This window comes from Grimontia indica (assembly GCF_000333895.2).
In the GTDB taxonomy this organism is placed as follows: Bacteria; Pseudomonadota; Gammaproteobacteria; order Enterobacterales; family Vibrionaceae; genus Enterovibrio; species Enterovibrio indicus.
The window spans coordinates 20,969-38,234 of sequence record NZ_ANFM02000027.1; the positions used below are offsets into that span (position 1 = coordinate 20,969).

Consider the following 17,266-nt stretch of genomic DNA (forward strand, 5'->3'; position numbering starts at 1 on the left):
CGGTTACTTGCCTCCAAGACGAGGAAGAGAGAAAAGAGGCTTTCGCTTGGGTGACAAATCTTCACCAATAATAAGTGAGCACAAACGGCGAACTTCCCCACCAAACTTGGACTTGGTGCTTCCTGGATTCGTGCCGCTGACCAAAAACTCCTCAAGTTTGGTCTCGTACGGCAATACAATATCAACAGGCCGGTTTAGGTATTTTTCTACTTCAGCCTGCGTCACACTGGCAAATCTTGGTGCTCTATGCTGGTTTAGAACCAATAGAGTTCGAAAATTCTTCGGCCTCTCAGCTTCTTGAGTCTGCTTGGCAAGCTTATTCAACATGGCGGAAGTTTCGCGCAAACACGAAATGGTTGGTTCCATCACAATGACGGCAACGTCGAGCATTTGATGGATGGTATGTGGCTGCACATCGAAACTCACGGATGAAGAGAGGTCATCCAATATAAAGTTGGTTTCTGATGTCAAATAAGAGACGACGAGACTGTTCGTTTCGAAGAGGTCTGCTGAGCTCTCATTGTTTAGTCCTAAAGCCAGGTAATCCAATCGGTTGGAGATGCGAGTGACGAGACTTTTGGCAGAGGTGTGGTCCAACTCTGTACCGACTTCGTTATCTGTTAATCGTCTCTTGTCGCGATTTTTTAAACCAAGGAGAAGATCGAGATTACCTGAAAGATAGTTGTGGTCTACCACCATGCAGGAGGTTTGTTTGTCGTTCGTTAGTACCCAACTGAGCTCAGCGGTAAGCAATGACGCACCAACACCACCTCTCGTTCCAACAATACCCACACGCTTTGCTCGACGACGGTTTTTTAGAGAAGATGTTTCTATGTGTCTGGAGACGACAGACTGTACAAACTCTGCCAAATCGACTTTGTCTACTGGCCAAAGCAGGTAGTAGAAACCAAGAGACTTGAGTTCTCTAACAACGGAAATAGAGTCGACATCACCTATGATGATAATTGAAAGTGATGTTGGTAGACGCGCCGATAACTGACGACATTCTTTTAATGTGTCGGGACAACCAATCAGATCAATGACGGCTAATTGCGCTTTATTTTCTTCAACCTGAACAGCGACATCTTTGAACTTGTAAGGTTGGGTAATTGGAGGCTCATGACCATCGAAGCGAAAAGTTTCCTCAATCAAAATACGAACTTCATCTGTACGATAAAATTGTATTGCGCCCAAACTGTTTTTTGATGATGAAGTAGCTGTGGAGTCTTTCTGATCTTTCTTTAATAGATCGCCGAAATCTAACATGGACGACCCCTTTACATTGGACTTTGTGGCAGTACGCCAGAAATTTGAGACTTACCTGCAATCTTACGCTCTGGATACACCATCGATTCCCAACGTAGAGATTCGACAGTACAACCGTGATTGCGGAGATTATTCCCGGATATAACTGTGTAATCACACGACGGTGCTTGAACTTGGTGAACCACGGTAGAGATTGTGATGCTGTTTTCCTCTGTTTTCGCTGAGTTTTGTAAGGACACTTTCTCAGGCGATACACCTTGTCGAATTAGCCAGCGATAACTTTTTTGCGCCAATTTTTGCCCTTGTTTTCCGTTCCAAGAAATCTTGGCGCCATAAACCAGTAGCGCTTTGCGATTAAGGATCAGATACGCATCAACCTCATCACGAGCTCGCATCATGCCGTTCTTCTGCACTGAAACACTGTATTGATAATTCACTGATGTTACTGATAAGTGGCTTCCATCAACCGCGGGTGAATTCGCGGAACATGCAGTGAGAGCTAAGGCAGTTAAGCTTGCTATCAATGACAATCTTAATGAGATCATTTTTTGAATCCTCCGGTTGATAATATTTCCTCTTGCCACTGAGCGACTTCCGGTGAAGCCTCGAGGTTGACGCCAAAAAACCTGGATAGGGTTGAGGTTCGTTGCATGGAAGGGATACGCACGTTGCCGGAAGATATGGGTTCTACGAGCGAAACAGTAGCGACAATGACCAGTTCAGTTTTCCTTCGCTCTGTAGTGGTGTTTCGGAAAAGTGCGCCAAGGATGGGTACGTCGCCAATAAATGGGATTTTGGATAAGGCTTCTTCATCTTCGGTGCTTAATAGCCCTGCTAAGACAAAACTATCGCCGTCACCTAATTCCAAAGTTGTGCGTGCACGTCGCACTTTGAACGAGGGGATATCAAGTAGTTCATCACCAAATTGAGCATCAACTGAGCTGACTTGAGGAACAATCGAGAGCTTGATTTTGTCGTCCCGTAGCACTTCTGCAGCCAGATCTAAACCGATGCCGAATTCTTTATATTGAATGCGGTATCCATCATCCACGCGGTATGTAATAGGAATCTCTCCGCCGACAAGAAAGCTTGCAGTTTCTCCTGAAATTACTGAAATATTGGGTTCAGAAAGTACCTGTCCAACGGTGTCATCGTTGATAGCGGAAATATAGGCTGCGACATTGGTGGCGCTCCCTCCTAGGCCTGAAATTCCTCTAAAGAACTGTCCGTTTCCTGCAAAACCATCGCTTAAAATGGTTCCCCATTTGATACCTAGTTCGTTGACAAGAGAACTGTTAACTTCAGCAATGGTCAGTTTGACGTTGACTTGTTTAGAAACGCTTACTTCCAGGTTATTTACTAAACCTTCATAGGTACGACGCGCCATAAAGTCGATGTCGTAGCTTTCGTTATAAGAAGTTTTCCACTCAAGACGTTTCTCAGTAAAATCCTTTTTGAGCAACTCACCAACCATGGCGTAAATGTCGTTTTTCTCTTTTTGCGTGGGAACAAATCCAGATAAGACAACCTGGTCACCTAAATTTTGGACGGAGATATTGATATTCGGATAATGCAGATTGAGGATCTGCTCTACTTTGGTGAGGCTTTTATTTACAACAATTTTTCGACTTGAAAGCGTATTGCTGTTTTCACCAAAAACAATTAATGAGGTCTGTCCAATTTTTCTTCCAAACACCACCAATTTGTGATTGTCGATCACCTGGTAGTCTGCGGTTTCTGGGTCAGCGATGAATACAGTTCCAATAACTTGGTCAAATTGAAGCGATCTTGCGTCGCCCACACCAAGGTTCATAATACCTGCAGCTTTTACTGTGGCAGCTAACAGTGTGCTGGTAAGCAGGATTGAACAAGTAATGAATCGATTCTGAAGGCGTAGCATATCCCTGCTCTCTAATTAAAGGCCCTTTGTTGACCGCGAATTTCTGTGACTGATTTGAAGTTGGGTAGTACGTCGTGCGTATCAGCACTTAAACTGTTTGAAGGCTTTAAAAAGTTGTCTGTTGACTTGATGACTTCCAAGATTCCGATGCGACGTGCGATAACCATTTTGGCTATTTGTTCGCGATCTAATTCGATGGTCAATGGCAATAGCCCCTCATCATGATCTTCGTCGATGGCTAACACGCGCACATTTTGTAGAAGTGGAGATACTGATAGTGTTCGAAAAGAGTCGATAAACTTGCTCTTGGAGGATTCACCAATATTCTGGTCATCAGATGTCAAAATAATGATATCTACATTGTCACCGACTGATATCCCGGATCCAATAAATTTCTTTTTCTCGATGGTGAGTGAATATGGCGCCATACCATCTTCGATCACTGCATCAACATAACCGGGATCTTCTGGAGTAATGAAGTCACTTTGGGATAAATACTCCTGCGCTGAAATACTGCGTTTTGCCACCATTCCAGAAATGATAGAGATATTGGTGTCGTAGAGGATCCCTTGCTCTAATGCGGTTTCCTCATTGATACGGAAGTAACGAAAATTACCACTTTTCAACATCTCTCCTTTTAACAGTGGCTCTTTGAGTTGAGCAACTTGATAGGAGATGTGAGAAATACCTGAAGCTGTCGATGGTCTGCTCTGGAAAACGCCGCTAAGACCTAGCACACCAATGCTGATCGATAACGTGGCTATAATGAAAAAAAGACGTTGGCTCATGGTTTAACTCAATTTGCTTAAATAAATCCAGAACAAGCAGGAAACTACGATAGGAACTCCATAAGGCACACCTCGCACACTGCTTTTTCGATATCTGTTGATGAGGAAAATGATGATGGCGGTAAAAAAACCAAAAATGCCTATCATCACAACACTCAGCAAAAAATATTTACTATCAATAATGAGCGCATAAGACGAAAACAATTTCGTATCGCCAGCTGCTAGAATACCCAGCAGAAATAGAACCAGCCCTACACCTAATATCAAAACACTCTGGCTAAGTTGTAGTGAGTAATCCTCACTAAAAACGGCTAAAGATAAGCAGATAAAGCAGACAATTAAGTTCAATTTATTGCTTATGCGCCTATGCGAGATATCCGATAGTAGTACAACGATAGAGCTGGTTATCAGAAGCACCTCCAGAATGAACATTCGGGATGCTAAGCCGCTTCAACCATTAGTTAGTTGCGCCAGCGGTTCCGATGTTAGTCGTGATAGTTGACAATGCTGTGGTCAGAGCTGTGTTCAATTCACCATTATCCGCGAACACTGCAACTACCAATGCAGAAATCGCAACACCGATTACAGCATACTCAATCGAAGTTACACCGCGTTCATCACGTGCAAAACGCTCTACGATCTTTGAAAGAAACATGAGAAAACTCCATTTATATAGTTTGAGAGTGTTTAACTTTGGCAAAGTTTTTAAGAACTCAGTAATTAAAAAATAATCTTAAATGCCAAAGTTGGATCATAAGATATATCTGATATTCAAATTAATCTACCTGACTTACCAGATCTGTTTATTTCATTAATGAACCAGAAAATCACATATGATACAGATTAAGGTGGCATTAAACTTGTTGTATAGTTATGGGGTTGAATATAAATTGGAGGATAATTTGATTTTAGTCACGAATAAACATATGAAACATCGACTCTTGTCTAATGCTTAAACCAGATGAGATTTGTCATTATTTTTTACTTTGTTTGAGTTGGGTCACGGAATATTTTTGTCAGAGAAATGTTAAATATTCCTGACCTATTGCAATTGGTTTAATGACTATATAAATAGAATTACATATATTTGCAGATTATTTTATGCATGGTGACTTTTTATATGGACACCCATTTTATCAACTAAATTGTAACAAATGTAAATGAAGCACAAATTTTGAGCAAAATAAGAGGGGGTGATTAGGAGGAGTAAAACTGACGCTGATCAATTTTTGAGCGGAAATGTAAATGATCGGATTCCCACTATAGACAAATATAATGTGACCTGTTTAGGAAAGATATTTCTTATCCCTGAATTTGGTAAGAAAATTTGGCTTTATTTTCTGTGAACACGTTAACCAAATACATGCCGCACACCATGCTAGCAACAAACAGTGCTATCAGGCTTGAGCCGGACCCTATCGCTGTCACTGCTGGTCCCGGACAAATACCTGCAAGCCCCCAACCGATACCGAAGATGAGTGAGCCAGCCACCAATTTTTTATCGATCTGTTGGCTTGGATTGACTGAAAAAGAATCTGCCAGCGCTGGTTTGGGCTGTTTACGTACCAAAAGGAAGTAGCCTGGAAGGAATACGAGCAAAGCGCCGCCCATGACAAGCGCCAAGCTGGGGTCCCATTCTCCGAACACATCCAGAAAGCCGATGACTTTGGCGGGATTGACCATACCAGACACCATCATCCCCAATCCGAAAAGAAAGCCTGACATCAGGGCAACCAGTTTAAAAAGCATGATGATATTCCTTAAAGGTGAAAACGGATGAAAACGGTCGCAAAGGCCGCCGCCATGAAAACAAGTGTGGCGACAATAGAACGCTTTGAAAATCGACCCATGCCGCAAATACCATGACCGCTGGTGCAGCCATTGGCGAGTTTAGTACCAACCCCGACGAGAAGGCCGGCACACATAGTGAGGAGGGGAGAGGTGTCTGCTGATATGGCCGGAAAGTCGGGATAGGGGAAACCAATGAAAGACGCTATCAGTCCGGCTGCCACCATGCCGCCTATAAACAGCAATCGCCAGGACACATCCGCTTTTTTTGGCTTCATTAAGCCACCTATGATGCCGCTGATACCAGCGATACGACCATTTAATGCCAATAAAACCAAACCAGAAACACCTAAAAGCATGCCACCTAGCAGCGCGTCCCATGGTATTTGAAATGCCATAAATACTCCCGAATTTTAATGAGTCTGCTCAAATTTCAGCACGTCCTAATATTTAAAATTCTAATGGAATCTTCATATAAGTCAATGCTAAATTAGCAAACAATTATTTAATGGCTGTGAATGATTTTTGGCGTTGATTTATCCATCTTGTTTTGTCTTTCCCAACTGGAACACCAACTCAAAGTCCATGCCGCCATGATTGTTCTTTCTGGCAGCAATGCTGCCTTCCATGTCCCGCATATTGTTGGCACAAATAGAAAGACCCAAGCCCAAACCCTTTCCGATCTTTTTGCTGGTGGTGAAAGGCTCAAACAGGGTTTCCAAGGCCTCCTCTTCTGCACCGATACCATTGTCTGACAGAGTAACGATGACCGAGGACTTTTCAGCAACAACCGAGATGATGAGGTGAGGCTGGGCAGTATTTGCCATGGCATCACAGGCGTTGGAAATCAGGTTGCCTAAAACCTGTCTGAGGCGCTGTTCTTCTGCCAATATGCTTGGCGTGTTTTCCGGCAAACGAATCCTCACATTTACCCTTTCTAAAGGCTGTTGATAGATGCGCAAGACCTCCTCCAACACATTTGGGAGTGCAATAGCATCAAGTTTGTCCGGTTTGTTGTAAGCGAAGGTTTTAAGCTGGGTGGTCATATCGACCATGCGTTCAATAAGCTTATCAATCAGCAGGTTGTTCGAGAGGATTTTCTCGCCTTCACCCCGATCGAATAACACGCCGTTGGTTGTGACCAGCGTGCGAAGTCCGGTGAGTGGTTGGTTCAACTCATGGGCAATCGCGCTCGACATCCTTCCCATCGCGGCCATTTTACTGGACTCTATCAATTGAGCCTGCGCTTCATGTAGCTCTTCCGTTCGCTCCTCTACGCGCTGTGCTAAAAGCGTGTTGGCTTCAAACAGGGCTTCTTCGGCCTTCTTCCGCTTGGTGATATCCAGCAGAGTTGCAAGATAGAAATGGCGATCGTGAAAAGGGAATGCCGTAAGAGAAACCAAGGCGGGAAAGGTGCTGCCATCATGCCTTTTCGCGAGGCTTTCCTGCGCATTGATGTTGATGTCTTCAATCACTTTTTTGTACTGATCGAACAGCAACACGATGGGGGAGTGTCTGTCCTCAATCAGTTGTGAAATCTTGATATTCGGAGTGGGCTCGTCGGTAAAACCAAACATGCTGATAGCCATGGCATTGATATCAACGATTTGCCCTTTTTCATCGATCAACAAGAGACCAACCTGGGTTTTGTTGATCATCTGATTGAGTTTTTGTTCTGACTCTTCAATCAGCGCCTGAATACGGCGCTGGCTCAGGTTTTTCTGGTGGCGCTGATAACTGATCACCCCCAGCAGGAACAACAACAAAAGCAACATGGCAACGCTCCAACCAGCCGCCGATGCGTTTCTCTCCACAGAGCTGATAGGGGTGAGGTAGCTCAGACGCCATTTCAAATCGTCCAGTTGAATGGTCTGAGCAAAATAGCGGGTGCGATCAAGCTGCCAGACGCGGATAGTGTCTCCTTGCCACAGGCTGGATACCTTGGTTGTGATGTCTATGTCGCCATCGTTCAACGCATCGGCGGAAAACTTGTCGCTACTGGAAAGAAAAAATAGCCCTTCCGGATTTTGTAGCAACATGATGTCAGAACTCGCGAGCCACTGATCAGTCAGCAGACGTAAATCAAGCTGTACAACGACAATGCCGACAATATTCAGCTCGCTGAAAATGGGCGATGAAAGGTAGTAGAAAGGGCTCACCCCTTTGGTTTTGCGTACCATGGATGTGCCTTCGCCGAGGGTGTGGACATCGCGCACAATCGCATCCAAATCCTGACTGGTGATGTAATCGCCATCCACACTGGAAGCCAGTACTTTTCCCTGATCAGACAGGATGTACCAACCTTTGGTATTGGCTGCTTTGTCGAGTTGACTGAGTGTGTTTTCAACCTCGTCACTGATTGAGGTATCACCCAAGGTTAAAGCAACCACGTCAGGATTGTTATTGAGCAAATAGGGGAGGTGATAGAAGCGCAGCAAGGCATGGCGAATCTCAGCGATGGCGTTGAGCAAATCCTGCTGTGCGGAATGTTGCGCTTGCACGGTGAGCCATTGGCGTGCGGTTTCTCTACCACCCCAGAAAAATACTGACACCAGGATCAGCGAAATACCGATAAGACTCCATTTACGGCGCATAGCAAGATTCCGTTTGCTGGTTTCGTTTCTTGTAGAACGTTGAGTATATTAACACTATAAGCGCTTTTCCGATGGGTGGAGCGTAGCGCGATCTGAGAACTGAGGGATATGGAAACAATGCAGAGTGCAAGGATTGCCCTGATTGAAGACGACGAAATCGTCAGGCAAGCAACCTCCCAATGGCTGCAATTGGCAGGCTTTGATGTGGTTGAGTTTGGCTTGGGGAATGAGGCTTTCGACGTGATTCAGCATCAGGCATTTGACGCGATTATCAGTGATGTCAGATTGCCGGACATTGATGGGATCACGTTGTTAGAAAAGCTTATCGACAGTGGTGTGAGTGCACCAGTACTAATCATTACTGGTCATGGAGATGTCGATATGGCTGTGAAAGCCTTGCACCTCGGCGCGTTTGATTTTATTGAAAAACCCTTTCAGCCTGACAGGTTATCGAGTCGTGTTTCTCAAGCGGTTGAGCAATTCCGCGCACAAACCTCGACCCAACTTCGTGGGGAGTATCTTGCAAGTCTGTCGGGGCTGGAAAAAGTACTGGTCGGTCAGAGCGAAGTGATGAAGCGACTCCGCGAGCAGGTTGCACGAATCGCACTTATCGACACCAACGTAATCATTTATGGCGAAACCGGATGTGGTAAAGAGTTGGTCGCCAACAGTTTGCACAAGGGAAGCGGCAGAAAATCTCATCAGTTTGTGCCCATCAATTGCGGAGCCATTCCAGAAAACTTGTTTGAAAGCGAGCTTTTTGGCCATGAAGCAGGAGCTTTCACGGGCGCCGCGAAAAAGCGCATTGGTAAGCTGGAGTATGCCGACAAGGGCACTCTGTTTCTCGATGAAATTGAAAGTATGCCTACGGCAATGCAGGTCAAAGTGCTGCGCAGCTTGCAGGAAAATACGGTTGAGCGAGTGGGCGGCAACAAGCAAATCAATATCGATCTTCGCGTGGTCGCAGCTGCCAAAGAAGATCTGCGCGATCATCCTGAGTTCCGGCAAGATCTCTATTACCGCCTGAATGTGGCGCAAATCTATATCCCGCCGCTTCGCGAGCGCGGAGAAGACATACTCACGCTGTTCGAGCATTTTGCCAAGGAATCCAATCCCAATGCGAGACCAGTGAGTGATGCAGATAAGAAAGCCATGATGTCCTATGGCTGGCCGGGGAACGTACGTGAACTTCGTAATGTTGCCATGCGCTTTGCGCTGGACGACACCATGTCAGTACTGGAAATTCTTTCAAATCGGCCTGTGACATCCAGTGAACCCAACAGCATGGGTGTGCCTTTGGCAGTACAACTGCATAACTTTGAGCGAAAGGTGTTGGAAGAGGCGCTGAGTCGGCATCAAGGACGCATCAACGATGTGATGCAGGAACTGGATTTACCCCGCCGTACACTGAACCAGAAAATGCAAAAGTTCGGCTTAAATCGCACAGATTTTACGGATTCCTGATAGTCCTGAATGAACTCGCGATATGCATCGGCACATTTTTGCTCATCGCCATCCGATAATCCTCGCAACCCCTTGCCAATACTGGACTTCCACAATAAGCAAAATCTTGCCAATGGTTTTTTCCTCCTATCAGCAGGATTTTGCTCATTTCTCTCTCACGTTTTCAAATAATTAAATAAAATCAGACAGATAAAATCTGGCATCTACTTTGCTCTTACCAAATCCAAATAACAAATTATTAACATGGAACGCAGTAAACAGGAGTGAAGTATGAAACTGAAAAAGATGCTGGCAGCAATGGCCGTAGTGGCTTCAATGGGCACAAGCGTGAACGTTGGTGCGGAAGAGCGAAGCTATATTCTCGCAACAGCTTCAACTGGCGGTACTTACTACCCGGTAGGTGTTGCGTTAGCGACGCTGAGCAAGGTGAAGCTAGGGCCTAAGTATCAGTTCTCCCTTTCCGCGATTAGCTCTGCGGGCTCGGGTGAAAACGTTAAGTTGCTGAACGAGAACGAAGCCCAGTTTGCGATTTTACAAGGGCTTTATGGCGCATGGGCGTGGCAAGGTTCTGGTCCATACAAGGGCGTGAAACAAGATGATATCCGCGCCGTTTCCATGCTATGGCAAAACGTTGAGCATTTTATTGTGCGTTCTGACTTGGCAGAAACAGGCACGGTGGCGGATTTGTCGAAACTGGACGGTAAGAAGTTCTCGATTGGTAAAAAGAACTCAGGTACCGAGAACTCAGGCCGCCACATTATGAGTGAGCTTTCCATCTCTCCGGACAACTTCCATCTGGCGTTTATGGGCTATGGTGCGAGTGCCAATGCGCTGCAAAACGGCACCATTGAAGGAATGAATACTCCTGCAGGTGTGCCAGTGGGCGCGGTTACTCAGGCATTTGCTGCCATGGGTGATGATTTGAAGATCCTTTCTTTTACGGATGAGCAAATCAAGCAGGTCAACAGCACCTATAACCTTTGGACAGCTTACGAAATTCCCGCCAACACCTATCCCGGTCTGGATAAACCAATCACCACGGTCGCTCAGCCTAACTTCCTCGCGGTGCGCGACGATGTGTCGGATGACGATGTTTATCAACTGACCAAAGCCATCTATGAAAATCTGCCTTTCCTGCAGGGCATTCATAAAGCCACCAAAGCCATGGCGATTGAAAAAGCGATTGCTGGTCTTCCGGTGCCGTTGCATCCAGGTGCCGTGCGTTATTACGAAGAAGTGGGTATCGACATTCCCGCAGAGTTGAAAACGCAATAAGCCCTTTTTCCCCAATTGGGAGATTGAAAACGACAGACAGCCCTGCTTTAGGGCTGTCTCGCAAAAGAGTAGTAACGCTCCTCGAAAGGAGTGCTGGAGCCAATCATGACGGATGCTGTAAACAAAGAGCTCGAAAAATTCGAGCTGCCTAATCGCATCGATATTCCCTGGGTGAACCTGACCATTACCGTTTTGGCGGTGGCCTTATCCTGTGTTCACATCTGGTTCAACACCTTATCGACTTGGTCGGAACTTTGGGTTTCGGCGACCCACTTTGCAGGATTTGCGGTGATTTGTGCGCTGTGGTTTCCCGCCGCCAATCACCTGAAACATAACAAAATCGCTTTGGTCATTGATCTCTGGATTGCCATCGCGGCGGTCGCTTGTCTGCTTTATATCCCCTACGCTGAAGATGCCCTTTATGAGCGCGGCGTGAAGTTTGTGGCGAGCGATTGGGTATTCGCCACAATAGCTATCTTGATAGCGATGGAACTGGTACGCCGCACCATGGGCTGGTTTATCCCCATGCTCATCGCGGTATGCCTGAGCTATGTCGTGCTGTGGGGGCAGTGGATGCCCGGCGTGTTCCATTTTCCGGGTTTGAGCTTGGAAACCGTGTTGTACCGAAGCTTCTTCTCGTCTGAGGGCATGTTCGGCCCTATTTCCCGCATCAGCTGGAGTTACGTCTTCATGTTCATCCTGTTCGGTGCATTTTTGGTGCGATCCGGTGTGGGCGATTTCATCGTGCGTCTATCAAAAGCGGCTGCAGGGAAAATCATTGGAGGGCCAGGTTTTATCGCGGTATTGGGCTCGGGCTTGATGGGTTCGGTATCGGGATCGAGCGTGGCAAATACTGTCTCGACGGGTGTTATCACGATCCCTTTGATGAAAAAAGCGGGCTTTCCGGCGCAGTTTGCTGCAGGGGTCGAAGCGGCAGCATCTACGGGCGGGCAGTTGATGCCACCAGTGATGGGCGCCGGCGCATTCATCATGGCGTCTTATACCCAAATCCCTTACGTGGACATCATCGCTGTTTCCTTCATGCCAGCGCTGATCTACTTCCTTTCCGTTGCCTTTTTTGTTCGCATTGAAGCCAAGCGCAGCAATGTTCAGAAAGTATCGGAAGACGAAGAGTCGGTTCTGGGTGTGCTCATTTCAGGCTGGCACAACCTTATTCCGCTCGCGGTGTTGGTGTTCTTGCTAATCCAAGGGTTCACACCAACTTATGCTGCGGGCATTTCCATTCTTTCTGTGATTGCGGCCAGTTGGCTCTCGAAAGATAACAAGATGGGACCCAGTGCTGTGATTGAAGCGTTGGCGTTAGGAGCAAAGAATATGGCGCCGACGGCCATTCTGCTGGTTGGTATTGGCTTGGTCGTTAACGTTATCAGCACGACTGGCATTGGCAATACTTTCTCGCTGATGATTGATGGTTGGGCGGGTGGTAACCTGCTGGTGATGCTGCTGCTGATCGCGCTGGCTTCTTTGATCTTGGGGATGGGATTGCCAGTGACGGCGGCTTATATCGTGCTCGGTACTTTGTCCGCACCCGCGCTTTATACCTTACTGGCAGAAAACCAGTTGATTGATCTGATTGTCGCTGGCGAGCTTCCAGAACAAGCGAAAGCCATATTTATGTTGGCGGGGCCTGAAACCTTTGAATCACTGAGCGCGGCGATGTCCGTAGAACAAGCCAAAGATCTGCTGACGCTGGTGCCACCGGATTTCAAAGAAACGCTGATGGAACAAGCGCTGGGCGTTGAAGCTGTCGGGCTGGCATTGCTCTCTGCGCATCTGATTATATTCTGGCTGTCGCAAGACAGTAACGTCACGCCGCCTGTCTGTCTCACAGCCTTTGCTGCTGCGACCATCGCACGCACGCCACCGATGAGGACGGGACTGACGGCATGGAAGATCGCCAAAGGACTTTATATCGTACCACTTCTGATTGCCTACAGCTCGCTGGTGAGTTGGGACTTCACTGAAGTGTTGGTGGTGGGCATTTTTGCCATCTTCGGCACCTATGCACTTATCGGTGCCTTGGAAGGGTACCTGGAAGGCGCATTGAACCCTTTGTTGCGATTGGTTTTGGTTGTTGCGGCAATTGTCATGGTCTGGCCGGGCTTACCACTTTGGATGAGGTTACTCGGTGTGATGACTTTCCTAGCACTCTTTATCTACAGTGGCCGAAAGGTTCCGGCTCAGACTGCAGCGTCATCCCACTAATGTCTTCTTTCATCTGGTTTAGGCATCAAGCCTGGACCAGATGTTTTTCCCCGTTGTCCCAAATTCTGACACCTTTTGTCAGCAAACTTTGCTCATGATTACTTTAGGTTCGTGCTAGGGGCTGTTGACCTTTGGTGGTTAAATTTTGTTCTAGCGCTAAGCGTTTTAGGCGCGGCGAGGTGTGTGCCGCCTAGTCATTCTAAGCAAATACACCTCAACAAAGCATAAAACGCTTGGAGCAGAACCCTTCGGGCAGCGTTTGTGGGAAATTTCTGCTGCGTTATCGGCTTCTCATGTAGGCTAGCTACACATCGAAGCCTCTGCCTTGCATAAAACCCCCACAAACTGCTGCAAAAATCATCACCAAAGGTCAACAGCCCCTAAGGTTTATTCATGAAAAGTGACAGCTTTTTAGTGTTATGCGTCATGTCGATGCTGCTTGCCCCCGCACTTTTGGGCACTTTGGCGAACGCCGCGACACCTTCGCCGTCAAATGCGCGCGTCTTCTTTATCACTCCACAAGATGGTGAGGTGGTCCCGCAGACCTTCAAGGTCAAATTCGGGTTGGAAGGTATGCGGTTGGCGAAAGCGGGTGAGAGAGTACCCAATTCAGGACATCATCATCTTTTGATCAACATTGACTCGCTGGTGGATTTTTCGCTGCCTTTACCAGCAACAAATAACATCCTGCATTTTGGTGGTGGGCAAACTGAGACGCAATTGACGCTGCCGAAGGGAAAACACACGCTGCAATTACTTCTCGGAGACTACCTTCATATTCCTCATGTTAAACCTGTTATTTCCCACAAAATCACCATTATCGTCAGATAAAAAAGCGCAGACTCCGGTGGTGGAATAGGAGCCTGCGCAAGGGTGCAGTGGATAGATAAATTGGATTCGTTTTATTGGCCGCGGCCGCACACCATCACAACCAAAGTGCGGAAGATGATGTAACAGTCCATTCTCAACCAACTCATTGGTGAAGACAGTGACAGTGCGTAAGAGTGGTCAAAGCCGACTTTTGAACGTACATCTTCAATGCAGGTGTCATAGCCTTGGTTAACCTGAGCAAGACCGGTGATGCCTGGCGTCACGCCATAAGTGCGGTCGGCAAAGTAAGGAATAGCAGTTTCCAGTTTTTGGTAGAAACCTGGGCGTTCTGGACGAGGGCCAATCAGCGCCATATCACCGGCCAGCACATTCAGAAACTGTGGCAGTTCATCCAGACGGGTTTTGCGCAGGAAACGACCTACGCGGGTCACGCGAGGGTCTTCTTTGGCTGCCCAAGCCGCGCCGCCAGCTTCTGCGTCAGCACGCATAGTGCGGAACTTAATCATGTTAAAAATCAGGCTACGGTCTGGCAGTGAGCGACCAATGCGCATCTGGCTGAAGAAAACGGGGCCTGGGCTGTCGAGTTTGATAGCGAGTGCAATCAAAGGAAACAGCGGCAGTGTGAGTGCCAGTCCGATAAGAGAGCAGAAAATGTCCATCGAGCGCTTCGCTTTTGCAGTGATGGGATTGATGTCCATTTGCGCGTTGAGATTCATGTTCAGGTTCATGATGATCGTCCTCTTCCTAAATTCATTTGCCAGACGTGACACGCTGCCAATGTCCTTTTTCTAATCCAATGATGTAGCGCAGAGTACCAATCAGGTTTGCCGTGTGGCCGGCAACCAGGTAGTTCAGCGCCTTGCTAATTCTGTTTTTGGGCTGACAGCCGATCAGCTGACATATCGCCACGATGCTGTAAATACTGAGTTGTCCTGCCGCTGCAACCATGAAGAAGGGATTGGTCTTGGCAAGGTAGATGCTGCCTGCCAACGCAGTCAGCATCAGAAACGGCATCAGCACGCGTAACGCTTTGCCAGAAGCAAAGGTGAATGCGACACCGCGGTGGCTGGGGTGCAAACATTCTGCGAGGCGAATAAGCTGCTGACAGTTACCCGCACCAATGCGCAGACGGCGACGGAAGTCCTGCGCGTGGTTGGAGGCTTCCAGCTCCACAGCCTGAATATCTTCCAGCACCACTGCGCGGTAGCCTTGCGCCACGATGGACATTGGCAAGATGAAATCATCATTGATCGTGTCCAGCGCCAACGGCTTGAATAATTCACGGCGGATAAAGTACAGCGCACCATGTGCTCCCAATGCCGAGCCGAGTTGTGCTTCGTTGCGTTGGATTTTGTTCTGATAGTGCCAATATTGCTGTTCTTCTTCGCAAGGGTTCAGGAAACAGTAACGACTGTTTACTACGCCAACTTCTTTGCACTGAAAGCGTTTGGCCGCCAGACGCAGTGCGTCGTAAGAAATCAGGGCTGAAATATCGCTCATCGCCACCAGGTCGGTATGAATGGTCGCCATGGCTTTGTTGAGCACAATCACCTTGCCGTGATTGTCGATGTACTCAAGCACACGCAGGTTCAGGTGCTGGCACAGCGGTTCTCTGATGGTGTTGCGGGCAACTTCTGCCGTGTCGTCAGTGCAGCCATCGCATGCCAAAACGATTTCCAGCTTTTCTGCGGGATAGTCCAGCATGGCCAGATTTCGGATTTTCTCTGCGATCCATTGTGCCTCGTTGTAAGCAGGCAGCAGCACGCAGATGGTTGGCAGTGCTTTTTCATCCGCCGTGGTTGCTGGCTCTGAGGCTGTGTTAGTGGTGAACCGCACCAACAGTTTCAGTAGCAAGGGGTAGCCAATGTGGTGATAAATCACCAGCGCGATACTCGCCGTTGTGAGCCAAAAAATCAGTTCATATGCCATAGCTAAGACCCTCCGCCAAAGAATCATAGGCTTTTGCCATGTTTCGGACATCGGCATGGCACATTACGAAATCTCGTGGGTTTTGAGTGCGGCTTTCATACAGGAATGGCAGGATTTTCTCCGCCATGTCTGCAGAATCCCCCGCTTTCAACAGTAAACCTGTTTTCGGGCAAAGCGTTTCGACAGCGCCACCCACATCGGTAACCGCAGTCGGAATGCCGCAAGATTGTGCTTCAAGGGGGGCCAGTGGAAAGCCTTCGTTGAACGATGGTAAGCAGAAGAGATCCAGTGATTGGTAGAAGGTTGGCATGCTCTCGACATGGCCAAGGAAATGAACGCGATGGTCAATCGCCAAACGTTCAGCCTGATCTTTCAGCGCGCTTTCCAGTGAGCCGGAGCCCGCAATAGCCAGATGATAGTGAGCAGGCAAATCGGCCATCGCTTCAATCAGCACGCCGTGGCCTTTCACTTCTTCGAGACGGCCACTGGCACCAATCAGTTTGACGCCAGAAGGCAGGTTCAATGCCTTGCGTGCTTTGAATTTGTCACCAGGAATGAATCGGGAAGTATCGATACCGTTCTTGATGACTTTTAACTGGTGAATGCCGGGTAAATCCATCATGCCCTGCGCCACGATGTCGGCATCTGCAACTTCGACAGGTTTGGCAATCAAGGAAACGATACGGTGTAGAAGGCGATGGCTTTTTTCACTGTAGTGCCAAGCGTCGTGCTCGGTGTGCATGTGAGCCATACCATTAAGGCGAGATGCCAAACCACCGTAAAAGAAGGGACCGATATGGTGGGTATGAACCACATCTGCTTTCAACTCACGAAGAACACGTTTCAACTGCTTCACCAGGGCATAAGACAGGCCAGGTTGCTTGTTGAGGAAAATGAGCTGGTCTTTGTGAGCCTCGAGACGAGGCCACGCTGCAATCGCAGATTCCAGATTACCTTCGAGACTCACTATCTTCATGTTGTTGCGGAACGTGGAGAAGTTCATCAGCTCGAGCGCCATGACTTCGAGTCCACCGGGTCTGAGATGTTGTACTACCTGCACTATGGTCTTCATGGTTTTCCCCAATTCGATTCAATCTTTAGGAACCTTGTTGATGAAGACCTTAGTGCATAGGGTGTGCCAATTCGTGTGTGGCATTTAACTCAATGATATGGCGAAGAATTCTAAAATGGTATTTGGCAGGAGA

The 17,266-nt window shown here is 47.5% G+C and carries 16 protein-coding genes; 4 read left to right on the forward strand and 12 right to left on the reverse strand.

Going from position 1 to position 17,266, the window contains the following annotated elements; all coding sequences use genetic code 11:
* Positions 1-3: 3 nt before the first annotated feature.
* From D515_RS15150 to D515_RS15190, 9 genes are all read right to left on the reverse strand, one after another.
* Positions 4-1,266: a CpaE/TadZ family protein gene (locus D515_RS15150; protein ID WP_002539831.1), complete on the reverse strand. Its 1,263-nt coding sequence runs from the start codon at positions 1,264-1,266 to the stop codon at positions 4-6.
* Between the two features lie 11 nt (positions 1,267-1,277).
* Positions 1,278-1,811, reverse strand: coding sequence for a hypothetical protein (locus tag D515_RS15155; protein WP_002539832.1), 534 nt, complete (start codon positions 1,809-1,811; stop codon positions 1,278-1,280).
* On the reverse strand, positions 1,808-3,166 hold the full coding sequence (locus D515_RS15160) for a type II and III secretion system protein family protein (protein ID WP_002539834.1): 1,359 nt from the start codon (positions 3,164-3,166) through the stop codon (positions 1,808-1,810). The genes D515_RS15155 and D515_RS15160 overlap by 4 nt, the downstream gene beginning before the upstream one ends.
* An 11-nt stretch (positions 3,167-3,177) precedes the next feature.
* Positions 3,178-3,954: a Flp pilus assembly protein CpaB gene (cpaB, locus tag D515_RS15165; protein ID WP_002539835.1), complete on the reverse strand. Its 777-nt coding sequence runs from the start codon at positions 3,952-3,954 to the stop codon at positions 3,178-3,180.
* A gap of 3 nt (positions 3,955-3,957) precedes the next feature.
* Positions 3,958-4,386: a prepilin peptidase gene (locus D515_RS15170; RefSeq protein WP_051997519.1), complete on the reverse strand. Its 429-nt coding sequence runs from the start codon at positions 4,384-4,386 to the stop codon at positions 3,958-3,960.
* 25 nt (positions 4,387-4,411) lie between these two features.
* On the reverse strand, positions 4,412-4,609 hold the full coding sequence (locus D515_RS15175; RefSeq protein WP_002539837.1) for a Flp family type IVb pilin: 198 nt from the start codon (positions 4,607-4,609) through the stop codon (positions 4,412-4,414).
* Between the two features lie 647 nt (positions 4,610-5,256).
* The gene (locus D515_RS15180) at positions 5,257-5,703 is read right to left on the reverse strand and encodes a YeeE/YedE family protein (protein WP_002539839.1); all 447 of its coding nucleotides are present in this window, start codon (positions 5,701-5,703) and stop codon (positions 5,257-5,259) included.
* Between the two features lie 11 nt (positions 5,704-5,714).
* Positions 5,715-6,140, reverse strand: coding sequence for a YeeE/YedE family protein (locus D515_RS15185; protein WP_002539840.1), 426 nt, complete (start codon positions 6,138-6,140; stop codon positions 5,715-5,717).
* A 138-nt stretch (positions 6,141-6,278) separates the two neighbouring features.
* Positions 6,279-8,336: a sensor histidine kinase gene (locus tag D515_RS15190; RefSeq protein ID WP_002539842.1), complete on the reverse strand. Its 2,058-nt coding sequence runs from the start codon at positions 8,334-8,336 to the stop codon at positions 6,279-6,281.
* Positions 8,337-8,453: 117 nt separating this feature from the next.
* On the opposite strand from D515_RS15190, the gene D515_RS15195 reads away from it, so the two are divergent.
* From D515_RS15195 to D515_RS15210, 4 genes are all read left to right on the forward strand, one after another.
* On the forward strand, positions 8,454-9,800 hold the full coding sequence (locus D515_RS15195; protein ID WP_002539843.1) for a sigma-54-dependent transcriptional regulator: 1,347 nt from the start codon (positions 8,454-8,456) through the stop codon (positions 9,798-9,800).
* A gap of 270 nt (positions 9,801-10,070) precedes the next feature.
* Positions 10,071-11,075 (forward strand): TAXI family TRAP transporter solute-binding subunit, encoded by a 1,005-nt coding sequence (locus D515_RS15200; RefSeq protein ID WP_002539844.1) that lies wholly within the window; start codon positions 10,071-10,073, stop codon positions 11,073-11,075.
* Positions 11,076-11,180: 105 nt separating this feature from the next.
* Complete coding sequence (locus D515_RS15205) at positions 11,181-13,301, forward strand: TRAP transporter permease (RefSeq protein ID WP_002539846.1); 2,121 nt, start codon at positions 11,181-11,183, stop codon at positions 13,299-13,301.
* A 393-nt stretch (positions 13,302-13,694) separates the two neighbouring features.
* Positions 13,695-14,132 (forward strand): DUF4399 domain-containing protein, encoded by a 438-nt coding sequence (locus tag D515_RS15210; RefSeq protein ID WP_002539847.1) that lies wholly within the window; start codon positions 13,695-13,697, stop codon positions 14,130-14,132.
* Positions 14,133-14,203: 71 nt separating this feature from the next.
* Here the strand turns inward: D515_RS15210 and D515_RS15215 are convergent, their stop codons facing one another.
* Genes D515_RS15215 through D515_RS15225 form a run of 3 tightly spaced genes read right to left on the reverse strand, consistent with a single transcriptional unit; the run spans position 14,204 to position 17,133 of the window.
* Entirely contained in the window at positions 14,204-14,860 is a 657-nt protein-coding gene (locus D515_RS15215) for a sugar transferase (RefSeq protein WP_152442379.1), read from the reverse strand.
* Between the two features lie 22 nt (positions 14,861-14,882).
* On the reverse strand, positions 14,883-16,061 hold the full coding sequence (locus D515_RS15220; protein ID WP_039850173.1) for a glycosyltransferase family 2 protein: 1,179 nt from the start codon (positions 16,059-16,061) through the stop codon (positions 14,883-14,885).
* The gene (locus D515_RS15225; protein ID WP_039850174.1) at positions 16,051-17,133 is read right to left on the reverse strand and encodes a glycosyltransferase; all 1,083 of its coding nucleotides are present in this window, start codon (positions 17,131-17,133) and stop codon (positions 16,051-16,053) included. Before D515_RS15225 ends, D515_RS15220 begins: the two co-directional genes overlap by 11 nt.
* Positions 17,134-17,266: the final 133 nt, after the last annotated feature.

Coding starts and splice junctions, on each gene's coding strand:
- D515_RS15160 (WP_002539834.1), bottom strand. CDS start 3,166: ATGCTACGCCTTCAGAATCGATTCATTACTTGTTCAATCCTGCTTACC.
- D515_RS15210 (WP_002539847.1), top strand. CDS start 13,695: ATGAAAAGTGACAGCTTTTTAGTGTTATGCGTCATGTCGATGCTGCTT.
- D515_RS15205 (WP_002539846.1), top strand. CDS start 11,181: ATGACGGATGCTGTAAACAAAGAGCTCGAAAAATTCGAGCTGCCTAAT.
- D515_RS15150 (WP_002539831.1), bottom strand. CDS start 1,266: ATGTTAGATTTCGGCGATCTATTAAAGAAAGATCAGAAAGACTCCACA.
- D515_RS15185 (WP_002539840.1), bottom strand. CDS start 6,140: ATGGCATTTCAAATACCATGGGACGCGCTGCTAGGTGGCATGCTTTTA.
- D515_RS15170 (WP_051997519.1), bottom strand. CDS start 4,386: ATGTTCATTCTGGAGGTGCTTCTGATAACCAGCTCTATCGTTGTACTA.
- D515_RS15155 (WP_002539832.1), bottom strand. CDS start 1,811: ATGATCTCATTAAGATTGTCATTGATAGCAAGCTTAACTGCCTTAGCT.
- D515_RS15190 (WP_002539842.1), bottom strand. CDS start 8,336: ATGCGCCGTAAATGGAGTCTTATCGGTATTTCGCTGATCCTGGTGTCA.
- D515_RS15215 (WP_152442379.1), bottom strand. CDS start 14,860: ATGAACCTGAACATGAATCTCAACGCGCAAATGGACATCAATCCCATC.
- D515_RS15220 (WP_039850173.1), bottom strand. CDS start 16,061: ATGGCATATGAACTGATTTTTTGGCTCACAACGGCGAGTATCGCGCTG.
- D515_RS15225 (WP_039850174.1), bottom strand. CDS start 17,133: ATGAAGACCATAGTGCAGGTAGTACAACATCTCAGACCCGGTGGACTC.
- cpaB (WP_002539835.1), bottom strand. CDS start 3,954: ATGAGCCAACGTCTTTTTTTCATTATAGCCACGTTATCGATCAGCATT.
- D515_RS15180 (WP_002539839.1), bottom strand. CDS start 5,703: ATGCTTTTTAAACTGGTTGCCCTGATGTCAGGCTTTCTTTTCGGATTG.
- D515_RS15175 (WP_002539837.1), bottom strand. CDS start 4,609: ATGTTTCTTTCAAAGATCGTAGAGCGTTTTGCACGTGATGAACGCGGT.
- D515_RS15195 (WP_002539843.1), top strand. CDS start 8,454: ATGCAGAGTGCAAGGATTGCCCTGATTGAAGACGACGAAATCGTCAGG.
- D515_RS15200 (WP_002539844.1), top strand. CDS start 10,071: ATGAAACTGAAAAAGATGCTGGCAGCAATGGCCGTAGTGGCTTCAATG.